This is a genomic window from Cryobacterium sp. TMB1-7, from assembly GCF_004402435.1.
GTDB classification, from domain to species: Bacteria; Actinomycetota; Actinomycetes; order Actinomycetales; family Microbacteriaceae; genus Cryobacterium; species Cryobacterium zongtaii.
The window spans coordinates 203,453-218,946 of sequence record NZ_SOFZ01000029.1 but is presented as its reverse complement, the minus strand read 5'-3'; the positions used below and the strand labels follow the sequence as shown (position 1 = coordinate 218,946).

Annotated in this window: 15 protein-coding genes and 7 tRNA genes; 18 read left to right on the top strand and 4 right to left on the bottom strand. The window is 67.0% G+C overall.

Annotated elements, in window-relative coordinates:
• The first annotated feature begins 89 nt into the window (after window positions 1-89).
• A complete protein-coding gene (locus tag E3O60_RS14120) occupies window positions 90-1,544 on the top strand; it encodes a flotillin family protein (RefSeq protein ID WP_134480070.1) in 1,455 nt (484 codons plus the stop codon).
• Between the two features lie 7 nt (window positions 1,545-1,551).
• A complete protein-coding gene (locus E3O60_RS14115; protein WP_088456329.1) occupies window positions 1,552-2,280 on the top strand; it encodes a YqjF family protein in 729 nt (242 codons plus the stop codon).
• Window positions 2,281-2,331: 51 nt separating this feature from the next.
• Here the strand turns inward: E3O60_RS14115 and E3O60_RS14110 are convergent, their stop codons facing one another.
• The 3 genes from E3O60_RS14110 to E3O60_RS14100 form a co-directional block, all read right to left on the bottom strand.
• Window positions 2,332-3,891, bottom strand: coding sequence for an FAD-dependent oxidoreductase (locus tag E3O60_RS14110; protein ID WP_370448656.1), 1,560 nt, complete (start codon window positions 3,889-3,891; stop codon window positions 2,332-2,334).
• Entirely contained in the window at window positions 3,888-4,241 is a 354-nt protein-coding gene (locus E3O60_RS14105; protein ID WP_255455320.1) for a DUF222 domain-containing protein, read from the bottom strand. The genes E3O60_RS14110 and E3O60_RS14105 overlap by 4 nt, the downstream gene beginning before the upstream one ends.
• Before the next feature lie 480 nt (window positions 4,242-4,721).
• On the bottom strand, window positions 4,722-5,012 hold the full coding sequence (locus E3O60_RS14100; protein ID WP_088456326.1) for an antibiotic biosynthesis monooxygenase: 291 nt from the start codon (window positions 5,010-5,012) through the stop codon (window positions 4,722-4,724).
• Between the two features lie 54 nt (window positions 5,013-5,066).
• On the opposite strand from E3O60_RS14100, the gene glpX reads away from it, so the two are divergent.
• Window positions 5,067-6,029 carry a class II fructose-bisphosphatase gene (gene glpX, locus E3O60_RS14095; protein ID WP_134498427.1) on the top strand — a complete coding sequence of 321 codons (963 nt, stop codon included), beginning with the start codon at window positions 5,067-5,069 and terminating at the stop codon, window positions 6,027-6,029.
• A gap of 90 nt (window positions 6,030-6,119) precedes the next feature.
• On the opposite strand, the gene E3O60_RS14090 is transcribed toward glpX, so the two are convergent.
• Window positions 6,120-6,192 (bottom strand) — tRNA-Val (locus tag E3O60_RS14090).
• Between the two features lie 159 nt (window positions 6,193-6,351).
• On the opposite strand from E3O60_RS14090, the gene E3O60_RS14085 reads away from it, so the two are divergent.
• From E3O60_RS14085 to ruvB, 15 genes are all read left to right on the top strand, one after another.
• Window positions 6,352-6,423 (top strand) — tRNA-Gly (locus E3O60_RS14085).
• A gap of 77 nt (window positions 6,424-6,500) precedes the next feature.
• Window positions 6,501-6,574, top strand: a tRNA-Cys gene (locus E3O60_RS14080).
• 36 nt (window positions 6,575-6,610) lie between these two features.
• A tRNA-Val gene (locus E3O60_RS14075) sits at window positions 6,611-6,682 on the top strand.
• A gap of 197 nt (window positions 6,683-6,879) precedes the next feature.
• Window positions 6,880-6,951: transfer RNA gene (locus E3O60_RS14070), tRNA-Gly, on the top strand.
• Window positions 6,952-7,008: 57 nt separating this feature from the next.
• Window positions 7,009-7,082: transfer RNA gene (locus E3O60_RS14065), tRNA-Cys, on the top strand.
• 25 nt (window positions 7,083-7,107) lie between these two features.
• Window positions 7,108-7,179 (top strand) — tRNA-Val (locus E3O60_RS14060).
• A gap of 150 nt (window positions 7,180-7,329) precedes the next feature.
• Window positions 7,330-9,363, top strand: coding sequence for a threonine--tRNA ligase (gene thrS / locus E3O60_RS14055; protein ID WP_134408714.1), 2,034 nt, complete (start codon window positions 7,330-7,332; stop codon window positions 9,361-9,363).
• A 104-nt stretch (window positions 9,364-9,467) separates the two neighbouring features.
• Window positions 9,468-10,001: an HIT domain-containing protein gene (locus E3O60_RS14050; protein ID WP_370291374.1), complete on the top strand. Its 534-nt coding sequence runs from the start codon at window positions 9,468-9,470 to the stop codon at window positions 9,999-10,001.
• A gap of 121 nt (window positions 10,002-10,122) precedes the next feature.
• On the top strand, window positions 10,123-11,043 hold the full coding sequence (gene pdxS, locus E3O60_RS14045) for a pyridoxal 5'-phosphate synthase lyase subunit PdxS (RefSeq protein ID WP_088456322.1): 921 nt from the start codon (window positions 10,123-10,125) through the stop codon (window positions 11,041-11,043).
• Between the two features lie 10 nt (window positions 11,044-11,053).
• On the top strand, window positions 11,054-11,647 hold the full coding sequence (gene pdxT, locus E3O60_RS14040; protein ID WP_134498425.1) for a pyridoxal 5'-phosphate synthase glutaminase subunit PdxT: 594 nt from the start codon (window positions 11,054-11,056) through the stop codon (window positions 11,645-11,647).
• Window positions 11,648-11,699: 52 nt separating this feature from the next.
• Window positions 11,700-12,236, top strand: a complete 537-nt coding sequence (locus tag E3O60_RS14035; protein WP_088456320.1) for a DUF1697 domain-containing protein — start codon at window positions 11,700-11,702, stop codon at window positions 12,234-12,236.
• Window positions 12,237-12,375: 139 nt separating this feature from the next.
• Complete coding sequence (locus E3O60_RS14030) at window positions 12,376-13,137, top strand: YebC/PmpR family DNA-binding transcriptional regulator (protein ID WP_088456319.1); 762 nt, start codon at window positions 12,376-12,378, stop codon at window positions 13,135-13,137.
• 7 nt (window positions 13,138-13,144) lie between these two features.
• A complete protein-coding gene (ruvC, locus tag E3O60_RS14025) occupies window positions 13,145-13,798 on the top strand; it encodes a crossover junction endodeoxyribonuclease RuvC (protein ID WP_088456318.1) in 654 nt (217 codons plus the stop codon).
• Window positions 13,795-14,448, top strand: a complete 654-nt coding sequence (gene ruvA / locus E3O60_RS14020) for a Holliday junction branch migration protein RuvA (RefSeq protein WP_134408712.1) — start codon at window positions 13,795-13,797, stop codon at window positions 14,446-14,448. Before ruvC ends, ruvA begins: the two co-directional genes overlap by 4 nt.
• The gene (gene ruvB / locus E3O60_RS14015; protein WP_103431917.1) at window positions 14,445-15,479 is read left to right on the top strand and encodes a Holliday junction branch migration DNA helicase RuvB; all 1,035 of its coding nucleotides are present in this window, start codon (window positions 14,445-14,447) and stop codon (window positions 15,477-15,479) included. Before ruvA ends, ruvB begins: the two co-directional genes overlap by 4 nt.
• The last annotated feature ends 15 nt before the right edge of the window (window positions 15,480-15,494 follow it).

The following is a 15,494-nucleotide window of genomic DNA, read 5'->3' as shown; positions in this document are numbered from 1 at the left end:
GGGCGCGGGAGCGCTAGCCTACGTGGAGGGAGCGGGGCCCTTCTGGCTGCGCGACGTGACGTTCGCCTGGCGCGGACCGGAAGGTACACATGTTAGAACTCCTCAGTCCGATTATCGGTATCGTCTTCCTCGTCATTGTGGTGGGTGTGATCGTGCTCGTCTACGCCCGCTCGGTGTACAAGAACGCCGGGCCGGACGAAGCCCTCGTCATCACCGGCAAGAAGTCCAAGAAGACCATCGTCGACGGCGCCACCCTCGAGGAGTCCGGCCAGCGTGTGGTTCACGGCCAGGGTGTGTTCATAACCCCCTTCTTCCAGAAGGCGTTCAAGATCAGCCTGCGCAGCCGGGCCATCGAGATCACGGCTGTCGCCCAGGACCGCAACGGAATCACTCTCACCGTCGAAGCCGTCGCGATCGTCAAGGTCGGCGACGACCCGACCGCGATCCGCGCTGCTGCCCAGCGTTTCACCGGCCAGGACAAGAACATCGACAACTTCGCCCAGGAGGTGCTCAGCGGTTCCCTGCGGTCCTCGATCGGCGCCACCGACGTGATGACCATCATCCAGAAGCGTGATGAGCTCGGCACGTCGGTGCTCGCCACCGCCCGGGAATCCCTCGCCAACCAGGGCGTCGACGTCGACTCGTTCGAGATCAAGGGCATCACCGACGCCAACGACTACATCCGCGACCTGGGTCGTGCCGAACAGGCCAAGGTGCGCCGACAGGCCGAGGTGGCCGAGCACCAGGCCAACCGGGAAGCGCAGGAAGCTTCGATCATCGCCGAACAGGCCGTGGCCGAGGCCCAGAACACCCTGGCGCTGCGCAAGGCGGCGCTCCAGCTCGACACCGACAAGGCCTCCGCCGAGGCCGCTGCGGCCAAGCCGCTAGCCGAGGCGAAGGCCCAGCAGAACATCGTTCAGGAGCAGGAGCTGACCGCCAAGCGTCGCGCCAGCCTGCGAAAGGCCGAGCTTGACTCCGAGGTCAACGCCGTGGCCGATGCCGACGCGTACCGCGTGCGGGTCTCCGCAGCCGCAGCCGCCGAGGCCCGCGTCGCGGCCGCCAACGCCGACCGCGACAGCCGGGTGGCGTCCGCCGAGGCCATCCGGGCCGAGGGCCAGGCCAACGCCGACGCCATCCTGGCCCGCGGCTCGGCAGAGGCCGAGGCTACCCGCCTCAGCGCCCAGGCCGTGGCCGAGCAGTCCGAGGCGCTCATCCAGTTGCGCCTTGTCGAGATGCTGCCGAAGATCGCGCACGAGCTGGCCGCGCCGATGGGCAACATCGACCAGCTCACGGTGATCTCCACCGACGGTGCGAGCCAGCTCAGCAAGAACGTCGCCTCCGGCTTCTCCGAGGTCGATGCCGTGCTCAACTCCACCATGGGCGTGGGCATCAAGGACCTGCTCGGCGGCCTGATCGGTGGAACCGCTGCCGGTACGGCACTGGCGAGGGCCCAGGCCGGCGACGGTTTTGCGCCCGCACAGGTGCCGGTATCTGCCGACGCTGACACGGTTCACAGCGGCGCCGTTCACACCGACGCCGTCTAGCCACCCCGTGTCGGAACCCTGGCCGATCACGGCCGTCGCCCCGCCGCTTGTCGGCCGGGCGACGGCCAGTCAGCGCTGGTCAGATCTGGTTTTCCTGCATTGGCGGGTCGACGCCGACCAGGTGGCGCCACTGCTCCCGGAGGGCCTCCGGCCCGACGTCTACGACGGCTCCAGCTGGGTCGGCCTGATCCCGTTCGTCCTGGACCGAGCCACTGTGTTCGGCAGCGCGCCGATCCCGTATTTCGGCTCGTTCGTCGAGGTCAATGTGCGTCTCTACGCGGTCGACGACCGCGGGCGGCGGGGTGTGGTGTTCGTGTCACTCGAGGCGTCCAGGCTCGCCGCGGTGCTGGCCGCCCGCGCGCTCTTCGCGCTGCCCTACATGTGGTCACGCACACGGGTGGAAGTGGAGGCCGGCGAGTACCGCTACTCGTCCACCCGCCACCTCGCCGCGCACGCGCGCACTCAGATCGTCGTGCGATCGACGGGTCAGCCCGTCGTAGAGGATCCGCTGGCCGACTTCCTCACCGCGCGCTGGGCGCTGTTCACCCGGGTCCGCGGCCGCACCATCCGGCTGCGCAACCACCACCAGCCGTGGCGGCTGTTCACGGCGCAGCTGATCTCACTGGACGACAGCCTGCTCTCGGTGGCCGGTTTCCCGGGGCTGGCAGGATCCCGGGCACCGGATTCGGTGCTCTACTCACCCGGAATCACGACCTGGTTCGGCACCAGGGACTGACCGGCCGCGAGAGCGACCACAGCAGTCCCGTTGGACTGGCCGACGTGGACGTTATCGGCTCTGTCCTTCCCGAGCCGGTGTGTGCTCTGGATGAACCCCGTGTCGGCGATCGCCGAGCACCGAGTCGCTGTTGCGGGCCTCGTTGGCGGTCGAGAACGGGCTGCGGTAGGCCGTCACAGCGGTCTCCACCTCCGCCGCTATGAGGTCGGAGTTGATCATCGTGGCAACGCCGAGTCCGGCGGCGGCGGACACGACGACCTGCGCCATCAGGTTGGTGGCGTTACCGGCCGCCCAGACTCCGGGCACCACGGCACCGTCGTTGAGTACGCGCCCGGTCTCGTCGCTGTCCAACTGGGTGCCGACGCCGAACGGATGCGGTGTCGAGGCCAGCCCAAGCCCGGCGAGGAAGTCGGTGCGGGCCGTGAACGTCGGGGCGACCACGAGCGCCTGCAGGGGGAACAGGCGACCGCTGGCCAGGCGAACCCCGGCCAGGGCCTTGTTCCGCACGTCGAGGCCCGCTACCGGGCCGATCACGACGCTGACGCCGCGGGCGGCGAGTTGCTCCCACTCTGCATCGGTCGGTCCGTGCAGCTCGGAAATCGTGCCGTCGGCGTCGAGCATGTCGCCGTGCAAAAAGAGAGTGATGTTCCTACTCCACTGGCGAAAGAGCAGCGCCTGGTGAACCGACTTCGGCCCGGTGCCGAGGATGCCGATGGTCTGGTCCCTGACCTCCCAGCCATGGCAGTACGGGCAGTGCAGCACGTCCCGTCCCCACCGCTCGGCGAGGCCGGGGACATCGGGAAGTTCATCGACGAGCCCGGTCGCTACCAGCAGCCGGCGCCCCGACACTGTGCTGCCGTCATCGAGGGTCACCGTGAAGCCCTGCGCCGAGCGTCGGCTGTCGACGGCCCGGCCCATGACGAACTCCACGCCGTAGGAGCGGGCCTCGTCCTGGCCGAGGCTCACCAGCTCGGCGGGGCGCAAGCCGTCGCGGGTGAGGAAGCTGTGCACGCCCTCGGCGGGCGCGTTGCGCGGATGTCCGTTGTCGACGACGACCACCGAACGTCGTGCCCGCCCGAGCACAACTGCGGCGCTGAGTCCGGCAGCGCCGCCGCCGATGATGACGACGTCGTGTGTCTGTGTCTGTGTCTGCGGATGTGGAAGACGGGGGATAGAGGGAGGCGTGCCGTTGCTGGTCATATCACCATGCTGAAGCGCCGCTCCAAGATTGACAAACAGAATTGCCGAATTAGCAAGTGCCCGCTGCTGCGCGTCCTCCGAGACGGTTGGGGGAGCGCTAGAAGGGCGGTGGATCTTCAGGCCGGTCGTTCGCCTGTGGCCGGGCCGGTGCTGCCGGTCGTTCGGGAGTGGGAGCCAGGGTGGTTTGAGTCGGTGGTGGGCGCGGCAGAGGTGGGCCAGGTTGTCGTAGTCGGTGGGTCCGCCGTGTTCTCGGGCGAGGGTGTGGTCGAGGTCGCTGCGGGATGCGGGTCTGGTGCAGCCGGGGAAGCGGCAGGTGCCGTCGCGCAGGGCGACCCAGCGGCGCAGGTCGGCGGGGGCTTTGTAGTGTTCTTTTCCGACCGAGAGCACGGCAACGGTCTCGGGGTGGGTCATCGCGTCGGCGCAGATCTGGGTGCCCCGCGTTCGGCGATCGCGGCGGTGGCCCGTGTGGTGAGGGTCTCGGGGTGCGCTCGTTCCCGCATCCGCCGGGCCTTGACGGCGAGTTTGCCGACGGTGAGGTCTTTCGCCACCGGCAGCAACTTGGCTTCGAAGGCGGCGGCTTCCGCAAGCGGGATGAAGCTGAGTTGCTCCATGAGCACCTGCCCGTGCCGGTAGCTGATGTCGCCGTGGCTCATCGCCGTGAGGGTGGCTGTCATCGGCCCGGCGAACATCGAGGATTCACCGATCAGGTTCTCCGCGGTGCGATCGGCCAGGCGCAGCGAGCAGGCGACCTCGGTCGTGATGGTGCGGCGGGCGATTTCCTGGTCTTCCCACGCCGCGATCTTCCGTGGGCTCGCATCGGCGTCGGTGAGGACCGGCCCGCGGGCCGACTCGGCGGCGTAGTCGGGGTTGAGCAGTTTCGCGGTGGCAGGTTCCCTGCTCCACCGCTGCAGCTCCGCGAGTGCGCAAGCACGTTCGCGGGTCGCCTTCGCGATCCTCCAGCGGGCCTTTCTTGCTTAGGCGACTTTCCGGGCGAGGGTGGCCTGCGCCTGCTCCTGCAGGGTGCGGCGGCGCCGGTGCGCGTGGGCGTCGGCATCGGGTCGCGGGCGTCGTGACCCGGGTCCTCCGGGTCCTCCGGGTCGGTCGGGAACTGCTCAGCGGGGCTGCTCATACCCCGATATTCCCACCGACCACCGACACTCCCACCCCGGCAGAACCGGGTGTGGAAAGGTACTCAAACCGGCCGCCTGTGGAGGAGCGGCCAGCCCGAATCAGGGCACAGATCAGGGCACGGAGATGAAGTGCTGCACCTCGGGGAACGGGTCGTAAAAACTGTGCAGCAGCGCTCTCCAGTCGGCGTATTCAGGGGAGCCCCTGAACCCCTCGGTGTGGTCCTCCAACCGTTCCCAGTCCACCAGCAGCAGGAAGGTCGATGGATCCTCAACCGACCTGGACAGGCTGAGCCCACGGAAGCCGGGCATCGACTCGATGAGCGGCCGGGCCGTCTGGAACGCAGCAAGGAAGGCGTCTTCACGGCCGGGTCGCACGGGGAGAATGGCGTGTTCTCTGATCACCCCTTGACACTATCTCGGCTGGCGGGCCCGGCCCTGCGGGTACCATCGAGTCCCATGAGCAGCAACACGACGACCGACGCAGCCACACCGAGCACAAGCCCGAGTGCGGGTACCGGCACCGGCACCAGCACCAGTACGGTTCTCGGCGGCGAACACTATTCGGCGGAGCTGGTCGCCGCGGTACGCGCGGCGACGGTCGCGGCGGCACTGGCCGCCGAAGTCTGGTTCGGACGCGGTGACAAGAATGCGGCGGATGCCGCGGCAGTCGCCGCCATGCGCGCCGAACTGCTGCCGGCGCCATTCGCCGGGTACGTGGTGATCGGGGAGGGGGAGAAGGACGAAGCCCCGATGCTGGCCAACGGCGAGGAACTCGGCTCCGGCGAGGGACCGGCCTGCGACATTGCCGTCGACCCGCTCGACGGCACGCGACTCGTGCAGGAAGGGCTGCCAGGATCCGTCTGTGTCATCGCCCTCGCCCCACGCGGCACGCTGTTCGATCCCCGGGACGTGTTCTACATGGACAAGCTCATCTCCTCGGCGCCGGCCCGCGGCATCCTCGACCTTCTGGCCACCCCGAGTCAGAACGTGCGCCGGCTGGCCGAAGCGCTTGGGAAGCCGGTGACCGAGATCACCGTAGCCGTGCTCGACAAACCGCGGCACGCGAGCCTCGTGGCCGAACTGCGCGGGGTCGGTGCACGGGTCGTGCTCGCGGGGGAGGGCGACGTGTCCGCCGCGATCGACGCTGCCACACCCGGCGGGCGAATCGATTTGGCCATGGGGATCGGCGGCACTCCCGAGGGGGTGCTCACCGCCTGCGCGATTCGGGCACTGGGCGGATTCATGGAAGGCCGGCTCGCTCCCCAAAGCGATGACCAACTGCGCCTGGCCCTGGCCGCCGGGCACGATCTCCAGCGGGTATTGACCCTCGACGACCTCGTGGCCAGCGACACAGTGCTGTTCGCTTCGACACCGGTGGGCGCTGGGGAGTCAAGCTTGGGCGGGGCCGCGCCGAACTAACGCTGAGGCCACCGCGCCGGCCAGCCTGTTCCGGACCGAATTCCCATCGTTAACCAACGAGGCCCCCGGGTTCTCCGGGGGCCGTTTCGGTGGGCGATGCGGGACTCGAACCCACGACCTCTTCCGTGTGAAGGAAGCGCGCTACCAACTGCGCCAATCGCCCGAACCACACTCGAAAACCTCTCGACTGCGACATCTGATACTAGACCAGACCGGGGCCTGAGCGCACATCGAGGGGCCGCGACACGCGGCAATCGCTCGGTTTGAATTTGTCTCGCACTATCGGCTAGAGTCTTCAACGCACGCAGAAATGCGAGCAGTTGCGGATGTGGCGCAGTGGTAGCGCATCACCTTGCCAAGGTGAGGGTCGCGAGTTCGAATCTCGTCATCCGCTCGAATTGAATCGGCCGAAAGGCCGATTCTCTTTGGTAGTAAACCCAGCACGGTTGTAGTGAATAAGGCATCAAGTACGGTGGATTGGCCGAGAGGCGAGGCAGCGGCCTGCAAAGCCGTATACACGGGTTCGAATCCCGTATCCACCTCCAACCAGAACGGTGTGCATTTTGCACTGCGAAGGATTTGGGCGATTGGCGCAGCGGTAGCGCGCTTCCCTGACACGGAAGAGGTCACTGGTTCGATCCCAGTATCGCCCACAGAGCAATGACAACACCAAGCACGAGAAGCACCGAAGAAAACCCCCGATAAACTCGGGGGTTTTTTTGTTTTTCCGCGTAATTCCGCGGCACAGCGGGTGATTTCGACCGGGCTCGGCGCCCACTGGCGCGTGATGTGCACACGAGGTCCCCAGGATCGAGTAGAGTCTTCCAAGCACGCAGAAATGCGAGCAGTTGCGGATGTGGCGCAGTGGTAGCGCATCACCTTGCCAAGGTGAGGGTCGCGAGTTCGAATCTCGTCATCCGCTCGAAGTGAATCGGCCGAGAGGCCGATTTTCTTTGGGTATACAGGTAACAAAGAACACGGTGGATTGGCCGAGAGGCGAGGCAACGGCCTGCAAAGCCGTCTACACGGGTTCGAATCCCGTATCCACCTCCAGCCCGTGAGTACCATCCGCGGTCCTGGGCGATTGGCGCAGCGGTAGCGCGCTTCCCTGACACGGAAGAGGTCACTGGTTCGATCCCAGTATCGCCCACCGGGTAGCACAAGAGGCAGTACAGCCAAGCGCTGTCGGCAGAGTCCACACGGGCATCGCCGGCAGCGCTTTTCTGTGCCCGCGGCCCGTCACTGAGCCCACCGGCGCCCGCTAAAGTTGAAGGGTTCGCAACTCAAGGGAGTAATACACGTGGTTGACGGTTTTGAGCTTTTCACCGACCGATCCGTTGTCGCCATGCGCGTCAACGGCGAGCTCAGGGACCTCGCCACTGCGGTGACCGAGACGGATGACGTCACCCCGGTGACAATCGACTCACCCGATGGCCTCAACATCCTGCGCCACTCGGCTGCTCACGTGCTCGCTCAGGCCGTGCAGACCGTGAACCCCGCGGCGCGCTTGGGCATCGGCCCATTCGTCACCGACGGCTTCTACTACGACTTCGACGTGGCCGAACCGTTCACCCCCGAAGACATCAAGTCCCTCGAGAAGGCCATGGACCGCATCATCCGTCAGGGCCAGCGCTTCGTGCGCCGAGTCGTGACCGATGACGAGGCCCGCGCCGAACTCGCGGCAGAGCCGTACAAGCTGGAACTCATCGGCCTGAAGGGCGGGGCGGGAGACGACCCGACCCCCGATGGCGACAACGAGTCCGTCGAGGTCGGCGGCGCGGAACTGACCATCTACGACAACGTCGACCCCAAGACCGGTGAGACCGTGTGGAAGGACCTCTGCCGCGGTCCGCACTTGCCCAACACCCGCATGATCGGCAACGGCTACTCGCTCACCCGCCTGGCCGCAGCGTACTGGCGCGGTTCGGAGAAGAACCCGCAGCTGCAGCGCATCTACGGCACCGCCTGGCCCACCAAGGACGAACTGCGCGCCTACAAGGCCCGCCTGGAAGAGGCCGCCAAGCGCGACCATCGCAAGCTCGGTCAGGAACTGGACCTTTTCTCCTTCCCCGAAGAGATCGGCTCCGGCCTGGCTGTCTTCCACCCCAAGGGCGGCATCATCCGTTCGGAGATTGAGAACTTCATGCGCGAGCGCCTGCTCGCGAACGGCTACGACCTGGTCAACACCCCCCACATCACCAAGGGTCACCTGTTCGAGACCAGCCAGCACCTCAACTGGTACCGCGAGGGCATGTTCCCGCCCATGCACCTTGACGAGGAGGTCGACGCCGAGGGCCACGTCACCCGCCAGGGCCAGGACTACTACCTGAAGCCCATGAACTGCCCAATGCACAACCTCATCTTCAAGGCCCGCGGCCGCAGCTACCGCGAGCTTCCGTTGCGTCTGGCGGAGTTCGGCACCGTCTACCGCTATGAGAAGAGCGGCACGCTGCAGGGCCTCACTCGCGTGCGAGGCCTCACCCAGGACGATGCTCACATCTACGTCACCCAGGACCAGGTCAAAGCCGAGGTCACCAGCCAGCTCGAGTTCGTCTTCGAGACCCTCCGTGGTTACGGCCTCACCGATTTCTACCTGGAACTGTCGACCCGCGATCCCAAGAAGTCCGTCGGTACTGACGAGCAGTGGGAGGCCGCGACCGACACCCTCCGCCAGGTCGGCGAGGATTCGGGACTCGAACTCGTGGCGGATCCGGGTGGAGCGGCCTTTTATGGTCCGAAGATCTCGGTGCAGGCACGGGACGCCATCGGCCGCACCTGGCAGCTGTCGACGGTGCAACTCGACTTCAACCAGCCGGAACTGTTCGACCTGGAGTACACGGCGCCCGACGGCAGTCGCCAGCAGCCGGTCATGATCCACCGCGCCCTGCTCGGGTCGATCGAGCGGTTCTTCGCCATCCTGCTCGAGCACTACGCCGGTGCGTTCCCGGTCTGGCTCTCGCCGGTGCAGGTCATCGGCATCCCAGTGTCCGAGCAGTACGAGGACTTCCTCTGGGAAGTCCTGGCCAAGCTCAAGACGGCGGGCGTCCGGGTCGAACTCGACTCGTCCAGCGACCGGATGCAGAAGAAGATCCGAAACGCCACGCTGCAGAGGATCCCGTTCCAGCTCATCGTCGGTGAGGATGACCGCGCGAACGGCGCGGTCAGCTTCCGGTTCCGTGACGGCACCCAGGAAAACGGGGTTCCCGTCGACGACGCCATCCGCCGGATCATCGCGTCCATCACCACCCGCGCGCAGGTCAACGGCGCCGCCGACTTCGCCCAGGAAGGCGCACCCGTCGCCCTGGTCGTTGCGGCCGGCGCGGGCCAGGCCTGACGGTGACCGAAGCCACTCCGGCGGGTCCCGAGAAGGACGCGCCGCGAGACACGCCCTGGGACCGCCTGTCCGGCAGCCCGCAGGACTTCGTCGAGGGCGTCCAGGTGGAGAATTCGGGCGACTTCGCCGCCGTTCCGGATGCCTTCCAGCGACTGTGGACGCCCCACCGGATGGTCTACATCCAAGACGGTCAGCAGCCGCACCCCGACGACTGCCCGTTCTGCATCGCACCGTCGATGGACGACGAGAAGGCTCTCATCGTGGCTCGCGGGAAGTACGCCTACGTGCTGCTGAACCTGTTCCCGTACAACAGCGGCCACCTGCTGGTCTGCCCCTACCGGCATGTTGCGACGTATGACGAAGCCACCCCTGAGGAAGTCGCCGAGATCGGTAGCCTGACCCAGGTGGCAATGCGGGTGCTCAAGGCCACCTCGGGCTGCGACGGGTTCAACCTCGGAATGAACCAGGGCCGCATCGCGGGCGCCGGGATCGCCGAGCACCTGCACCAGCACATCGTTCCGCGGTGGGCGCTCGACTCGAACTTCTTCCCGATCATCGCCGGCACCAAGGCAATCCCGAAGCTGCTCGGCGAGGTGCGCCGCGAGGTCGCGGAGGGTTGGCCGGTTTCCACCGTCTGACCCTCGCTTTCCCACCTCGCTGGCACGGCTTGCAGTAACACCCGTCTCTTGACCCAGTTCTCATCACCCGTGCCCCTCGCCCCGACCAGCGGCACCAGACGCAAGGAATAGAATCGTAGCTATGACTGACACCACTTCCCCCGAGCAGGTCGACAGCGCCGCACAGTTCGGCTCGAGCCGCGTCAAGCGCGGACTCGCTGAGATGCTGAAGGGCGGCGTCATCATGGACGTCGTCAACGCCGAGCAGGCCCGCATCGCCGAAGACGCCGGCGCCGTCGCCGTCATGGCGCTCGAGCGCGTCCCGGCCGACATCCGCTCCCAGGGTGGTGTCGCCCGCATGAGCGACCCCGACCTGATCGACAGCATCCGCGCCGAGGTCTCCATCCCGGTCATGGCGAAGGCCCGCATTGGCCACTTCGTCGAGGCCCAGGTGCTGCAGGCCCTCGAGGTCGACTACATCGACGAGTCAGAGGTGCTGAGCCCCGCCGACTACGTCAACCACATCGACAAGTGGAACTTCACGATTCCGTTCGTCTGCGGTGCCACCAACCTGGGCGAGGCGCTGCGTCGCATCACCGAGGGCGCCGCGATGATCCGCTCCAAGGGCGAGGCCGGCACCGGCGACGTCTCTGAGGCCACCAAGCACATCCGCACCATCAAGGGCGAGATCGCCCGGCTGTCCTCGCTCACCAAGGACGAGCTGTACGTGGCCGCCAAGGACCTGCAGGCCCCGTACGAACTCGTCGCCGAGATCGCCGCGACCGGCAAGCTGCCCGTCGTGCTGTTCACCGCCGGCGGCGTGGCCACCCCGGCCGACGCGGCCATGATGATGCAGCTCGGCGCCGACGGCGTCTTCGTGGGTTCGGGCATCTTCAAGTCCGGCAACCCGCAGGAACGCGCCAACGCCATCGTCAAGGCCGTCGCCTTCTACGACGACGCCAAGATCATCGCAGATGTCTCGCGGGGACTCGGCGAAGCCATGGTCGGCATCAACGTGTCCGACCTTGCCGCACCGCACCGCCTCTCCGAGCGCGGCTGGTAACACCCGCTTCATGAGCGTTGGAGTACTCGCCCTTCAGGGCGACTTTCGCGAGCATGCCGACGTTCTGCGCTCGCTCGGCAGCGAGGTCACTCTCGTGCGCCGCCCGGAGGAACTGGCCAGCGTCACCGGCCTGGTGATCCCGGGCGGCGAGTCCAGCGTGATGGACAAGCTGACTCGCATGTTCGGCCTCGCCGACCCCCTGCGAGCGGCCGTCCAGGGCGGGATGCCGGTCTACGGCACCTGCGCGGGACTGATCATGCTGGCCGACAACGTGTTGGACGGCATCTCGGGCCAGCAGAGCATCGGCGGCCTGGACATCAGCGTGCGCCGCAACGCGTTCGGCTCGCAGACCGCCTCGTTCGAGACCGACCTGGACGTACCGGCCCTCGGCGAGACCCCAGTGCACGCCGTCTTCATCCGCGCCCCGGTGGTCGAGACCGTCGGATCGCGCGCCACGGCGTTGGCGACGATCGCCGACGGTCGATGCGTGGCCGTCGAACAAGGCAACCTGCTCGGCACGTCCTTCCACCCGGAGATCACGGGGGAGTACCGCTTCCACGAGTACTTCCTGCAGAAGGTGCAGAAGGCCGGTTTCGGCGCCTAGCCCGGCTGCACCACACAGTCCGGCACAATGGGGGCATGACCCAGGCCAGCGCATGAGATACGTCGCCCTGTTGCGCGGCATCAACGTCGGCGGCATCACCATCAAGATGGCCGACCTGGCCGAAACGGTCAGCAGGCTCGGCCACAGCGGTGTCACGACCATCCTGGCCAGCGGCAATGTGCTCTTCACGAGCGACGAGCCTGATGCCGCCGCCGTCAAGACGGGCATGGAACGAGCCCTGTCCGAGCGATTCGGATACACGGCGTTCGTGGTGCTGCTCAGCAGAGACGACCTCGTCGTAGCCGTCGACGGCTACCCGTTCGACGACCGGGACGGCTGGCACTCGTACATCCTCTTCGGCTCAGACCCGGCCAGGCTCGACGAGCTCCTGGTCAGCGCGCCCCAGCTCGATCCGGCCGACGAGAGCGTTCTACCCGGCGACGGACTCCTGTACTGGCAGGTGCGTCGGGCTGTGGGCATCAAGAGCCCCTTCAGCGTCCTGGCAGCCAAACCCCGGTACAAATCCACCACCACGAACCGCAACCTGCGCACCCTGCACAAGATACTCGGCGTGCCCACCACCCGGTGAGCCGAAGGGCAGTCGAAGGGTGCCCGGGCTAGACTGAGAACGCACTGAGCGGTCGGAACGGTCGCGGTGCCTGCAGACGACGCCCCAAGCGCGTCGCACGAGTTAGCGCAACGACAACGCAACGAAAATCGGGAGATTCATGTCCGGGCATTCCAAGTGGGCGACCACCAAGCACCAGAAGGCTGTCACCGACTCGCGTCGGGCGAAGGCTTTCGCCAAGCTGATCAAGAACATCGAGGTCGCTGCCCGTATGGGCGGAGCGGACCTGTCTGGCAACCCGACGCTCGTCGACGCCATCCAGAAGGCCAAGAAGACCTCGGTCCCCAACGACAACATCGACCGCGCCGTCAAACGCGGCGCTGGGCTGTCCGGTGAAGCCGTCGACTACACCACGATCATGTATGAGGGCTACGCCGCCAACGGTGTCGCCATCATGATCGAGTGCCTCACCGACAACAAGAACCGAGCCGCGGCCGAGGTGCGCACCACGGTCAGCCGCAACGGCGGCAACATGGCCGACCCGGGCAGTGTCGCCTACAACTTCCACCGCAAGGGCATCGTCGTGGTGCCCAAGGGAGACGCAACCGAAGACGACGTGCTCGCTGCGGTGCTCGACGCCGGCGCCGAAGAGGTCGTCGACGACGGCGAGAAGTTCGAGGTCTTCAGCGAGGCGCACGATCTGGTCGCCACCCGTACTGCCCTGCAGGCGGCTGGAATCGACTACGACTCCGCCGACATCGCCTTCGTCCCGCAGCTCAAGATCGAGGTCGACGCCGAGACCGCCCGCAAGGTGTTCAGGCTCATCGACGCTCTCGAGGAACTCGACGACGTGCAGAATATCTACAGCAACTACGACGTCTCGGCCGAGGTCCAGGCCGAGCTCGAAGCAGACAGCGAATAGCCCACCGATGACGGTCAGGGTGCTGGGCATCGACCCGGGCCTGACCCGCTGCGGCGTCGGGATCGTCGACGTCGCAGCGAACCGTTCGGCGACCCTTGTCGACGTGCAGGTGCTGCGCAGCTCTCCCGACCTGCCCCTCGAACGCCGCCTGCTCCTGATCAGTGAGGGCCTCGAAGAGCTCCTCGACCGGCACCAACCGCACTTCGTGGCCATTGAACGGGTCTTCGCGCAGCAGAACGTGAGCACGGTCATGGGCACCGCCCAGATCAGTGGGGTGGCCCTCATGCTCGCCGCCAAGCGCGGACTGACGGTGACCCTGCACACCCCGAGCGAGGTCAAGGCCGCCATCACCGGGTACGGCTCCGCGGACAAAAAACAGGTCGGCACAATGGTCGCCCGGGTGCTGGGACTGGCCGAAATCCCGAAACCGGCGGATGCCGCCGACGCCCTCGCGCTGGCCATCTGCCACGCGTGGCGAACCGGCGCCGCCGGCGGTGTACTCCCCACCAGCGGCACGGTCGCGGCGGGCAACCGGTCCACGCCCGCGCTGAGTCCCGGCTCGCTCACTCCGGCGCAGAAGGCCTGGCGCGACGCCGAGCGCGGCAACGCGCCGGGGTCGGCGGCGGCAGTGTCTGCGGCGCACCGTAGGCTGGCTAGGTGATCTCTTCAGTGCGTGGCCCAGTCCTTTCAGCCCTGGGCTCAACCGTCGTGATCGAGGTCGGCGGAGTCGGACTCGCCCTGCAGGTCACCCCGTCCACGGCCTTGGCCGCGAGGGTCGGCACCGAAACCCGCCTGGCCACCACCCTGATCGTTCGTGAAGACTCCCTGACCCTCTACGGCTTCCCTAGCGCCGAAGAACTCGCAGTGTTCGAGCTTCTCGTCGGCGTCACCGGCGTCGGTCCCAAGTCCGCGCTCGGCGTGCTCGCCGTGCTCACCCCCAACCAAATCGCCCTCGCCGTCAACGCCGAGGACGATGCCGTGTTCCGCAAGGTCAGCGGGATCGGACCGAAGACCGCCAAGCTCATAGTGCTGTCACTGGTCGGCAAGGTCGCCGTCACCAGCGCCGCCGTTGCCCCCGGACGCGTCGGCGTCGCCACGGCCACCGTCGGCGCCAGCGTGCAAGCAGCGCTGATCGGCCTCGGCTGGTCGGAGCGGGTCGCCGTCCAGGCCGTTGAGGAGATCCTCGCCGGCAGCACAGCCGAGTTCGACGCCGAGGAAGCCGGGGTCGGGGCCGTGCTCCGCCTGGCCTTGGCCCGGCTCGGTCCTGCCCAGCATTCGGGTGCCGCCAATGCCGCTGGTCGCAACTCATGACCCAGGATCCCGGCGTCGACCTGACCAACCCGGCACTCGAGGGCGACGCGGAGCTGGCCTTCGAGGGCGCCCTGCGCCCCAAGAGCCTCACCGAGTTCGTCGGCCAGCAGAAGGTGCGCGGTCAGTTGCAGCTGCTGCTGACCGCGGCATCGATGCAGCAGCGCACCCCTGACCACATCCTGCTGGCCGGCCCGCCAGGCCTCGGCAAGACGACCCTCGCCATGATCATCGCCTACGAGGGCAATCGGCCGCTGCGCATGTCTAGCGGCCCCGCGATTCAGCACGCCGGCGACCTGGCTGCAGTGCTCTCCTCCCTCGTGCCCGGCGAGGTGCTCTTCATCGATGAGATCCATCGGATGGCCCGCTCCGCCGAAGAGATGCTCTACTTGGCGATGGAGGACTTCCGCATCGACATCATGGTCGGCAAGGGGGCCGGAGCCACGTCGGTACCGTTGGACCTGGCGCCGTTCACCCTGGTCGGGGCCACCACACGTTCCGGCATGCTCCCGAACCCACTGCGCGACAGGTTCGGCTTCACGGCCCACCTGGAGTTCTACGCCGACGCCGAACTCGAACTGGTGCTGGTGCGGGCCGCACGCCTCCTCGGACTGGTCATCGACCGGGAGGCCATCGCCGAGATCGCCGGCCGGTGCCGGGGGACTCCGCGAATCGCCAACCGGCTGTTGCGCCGGGTGCGCGACTACGCGCTCGTGCACGGCGGAGACGCCGACCTGGCGGCCGTGCACGCGGCGCTGGAACTCTACGACGTCGACGAAATCGGACTGGACCGGCTCGACCGCGAGGTCATGAACATCGTCCTCACCCGTTTTGGGGGTGGACCGGTTGGGCTGAATACACTGGCCGTCTCGGTGGGGGAGGAGCCCGAAACCATCGAATCGGTCGTAGAGCCCTTCTTGGTGCGGATAGGCTTCCTCACGCGTACCCCGCGCGGGCGGGTTGCTACTGCCGCAGCGTGGCGGCATTTCGGCTTGAGCAATCCTCAGGCTGCGCTCACCTTGGATGTTCTATAATTCAAGCTGGTCAGG

Excerpts from the sequence above, each read along its gene's own strand:
- pdxS (WP_088456322.1), top strand. The coding sequence starts at position 10,123 with ATGACTGACACCACTTCCCCCGAGCAGGTCGACAGCGCCGCACAGTTC.
- E3O60_RS14110 (WP_370448656.1), bottom strand. The coding sequence starts at position 3,891 with ATGACCCACCCCGAGACCGTTGCCGTGCTCTCGGTCGGAAAAGAACAC.
- E3O60_RS14120 (WP_134480070.1), top strand. The coding sequence starts at position 90 with ATGTTAGAACTCCTCAGTCCGATTATCGGTATCGTCTTCCTCGTCATT.
- glpX (WP_134498427.1), top strand. The coding sequence starts at position 5,067 with ATGAGCAGCAACACGACGACCGACGCAGCCACACCGAGCACAAGCCCG.
- ruvC (WP_088456318.1), top strand. The coding sequence starts at position 13,145 with ATGACGGTCAGGGTGCTGGGCATCGACCCGGGCCTGACCCGCTGCGGC.
- ruvB (WP_103431917.1), top strand. The coding sequence starts at position 14,445 with ATGACCCAGGATCCCGGCGTCGACCTGACCAACCCGGCACTCGAGGGC.
- E3O60_RS14035 (WP_088456320.1), top strand. The coding sequence starts at position 11,700 with ATGAGATACGTCGCCCTGTTGCGCGGCATCAACGTCGGCGGCATCACC.
- E3O60_RS14030 (WP_088456319.1), top strand. The coding sequence starts at position 12,376 with ATGTCCGGGCATTCCAAGTGGGCGACCACCAAGCACCAGAAGGCTGTC.
- pdxT (WP_134498425.1), top strand. The coding sequence starts at position 11,054 with ATGAGCGTTGGAGTACTCGCCCTTCAGGGCGACTTTCGCGAGCATGCC.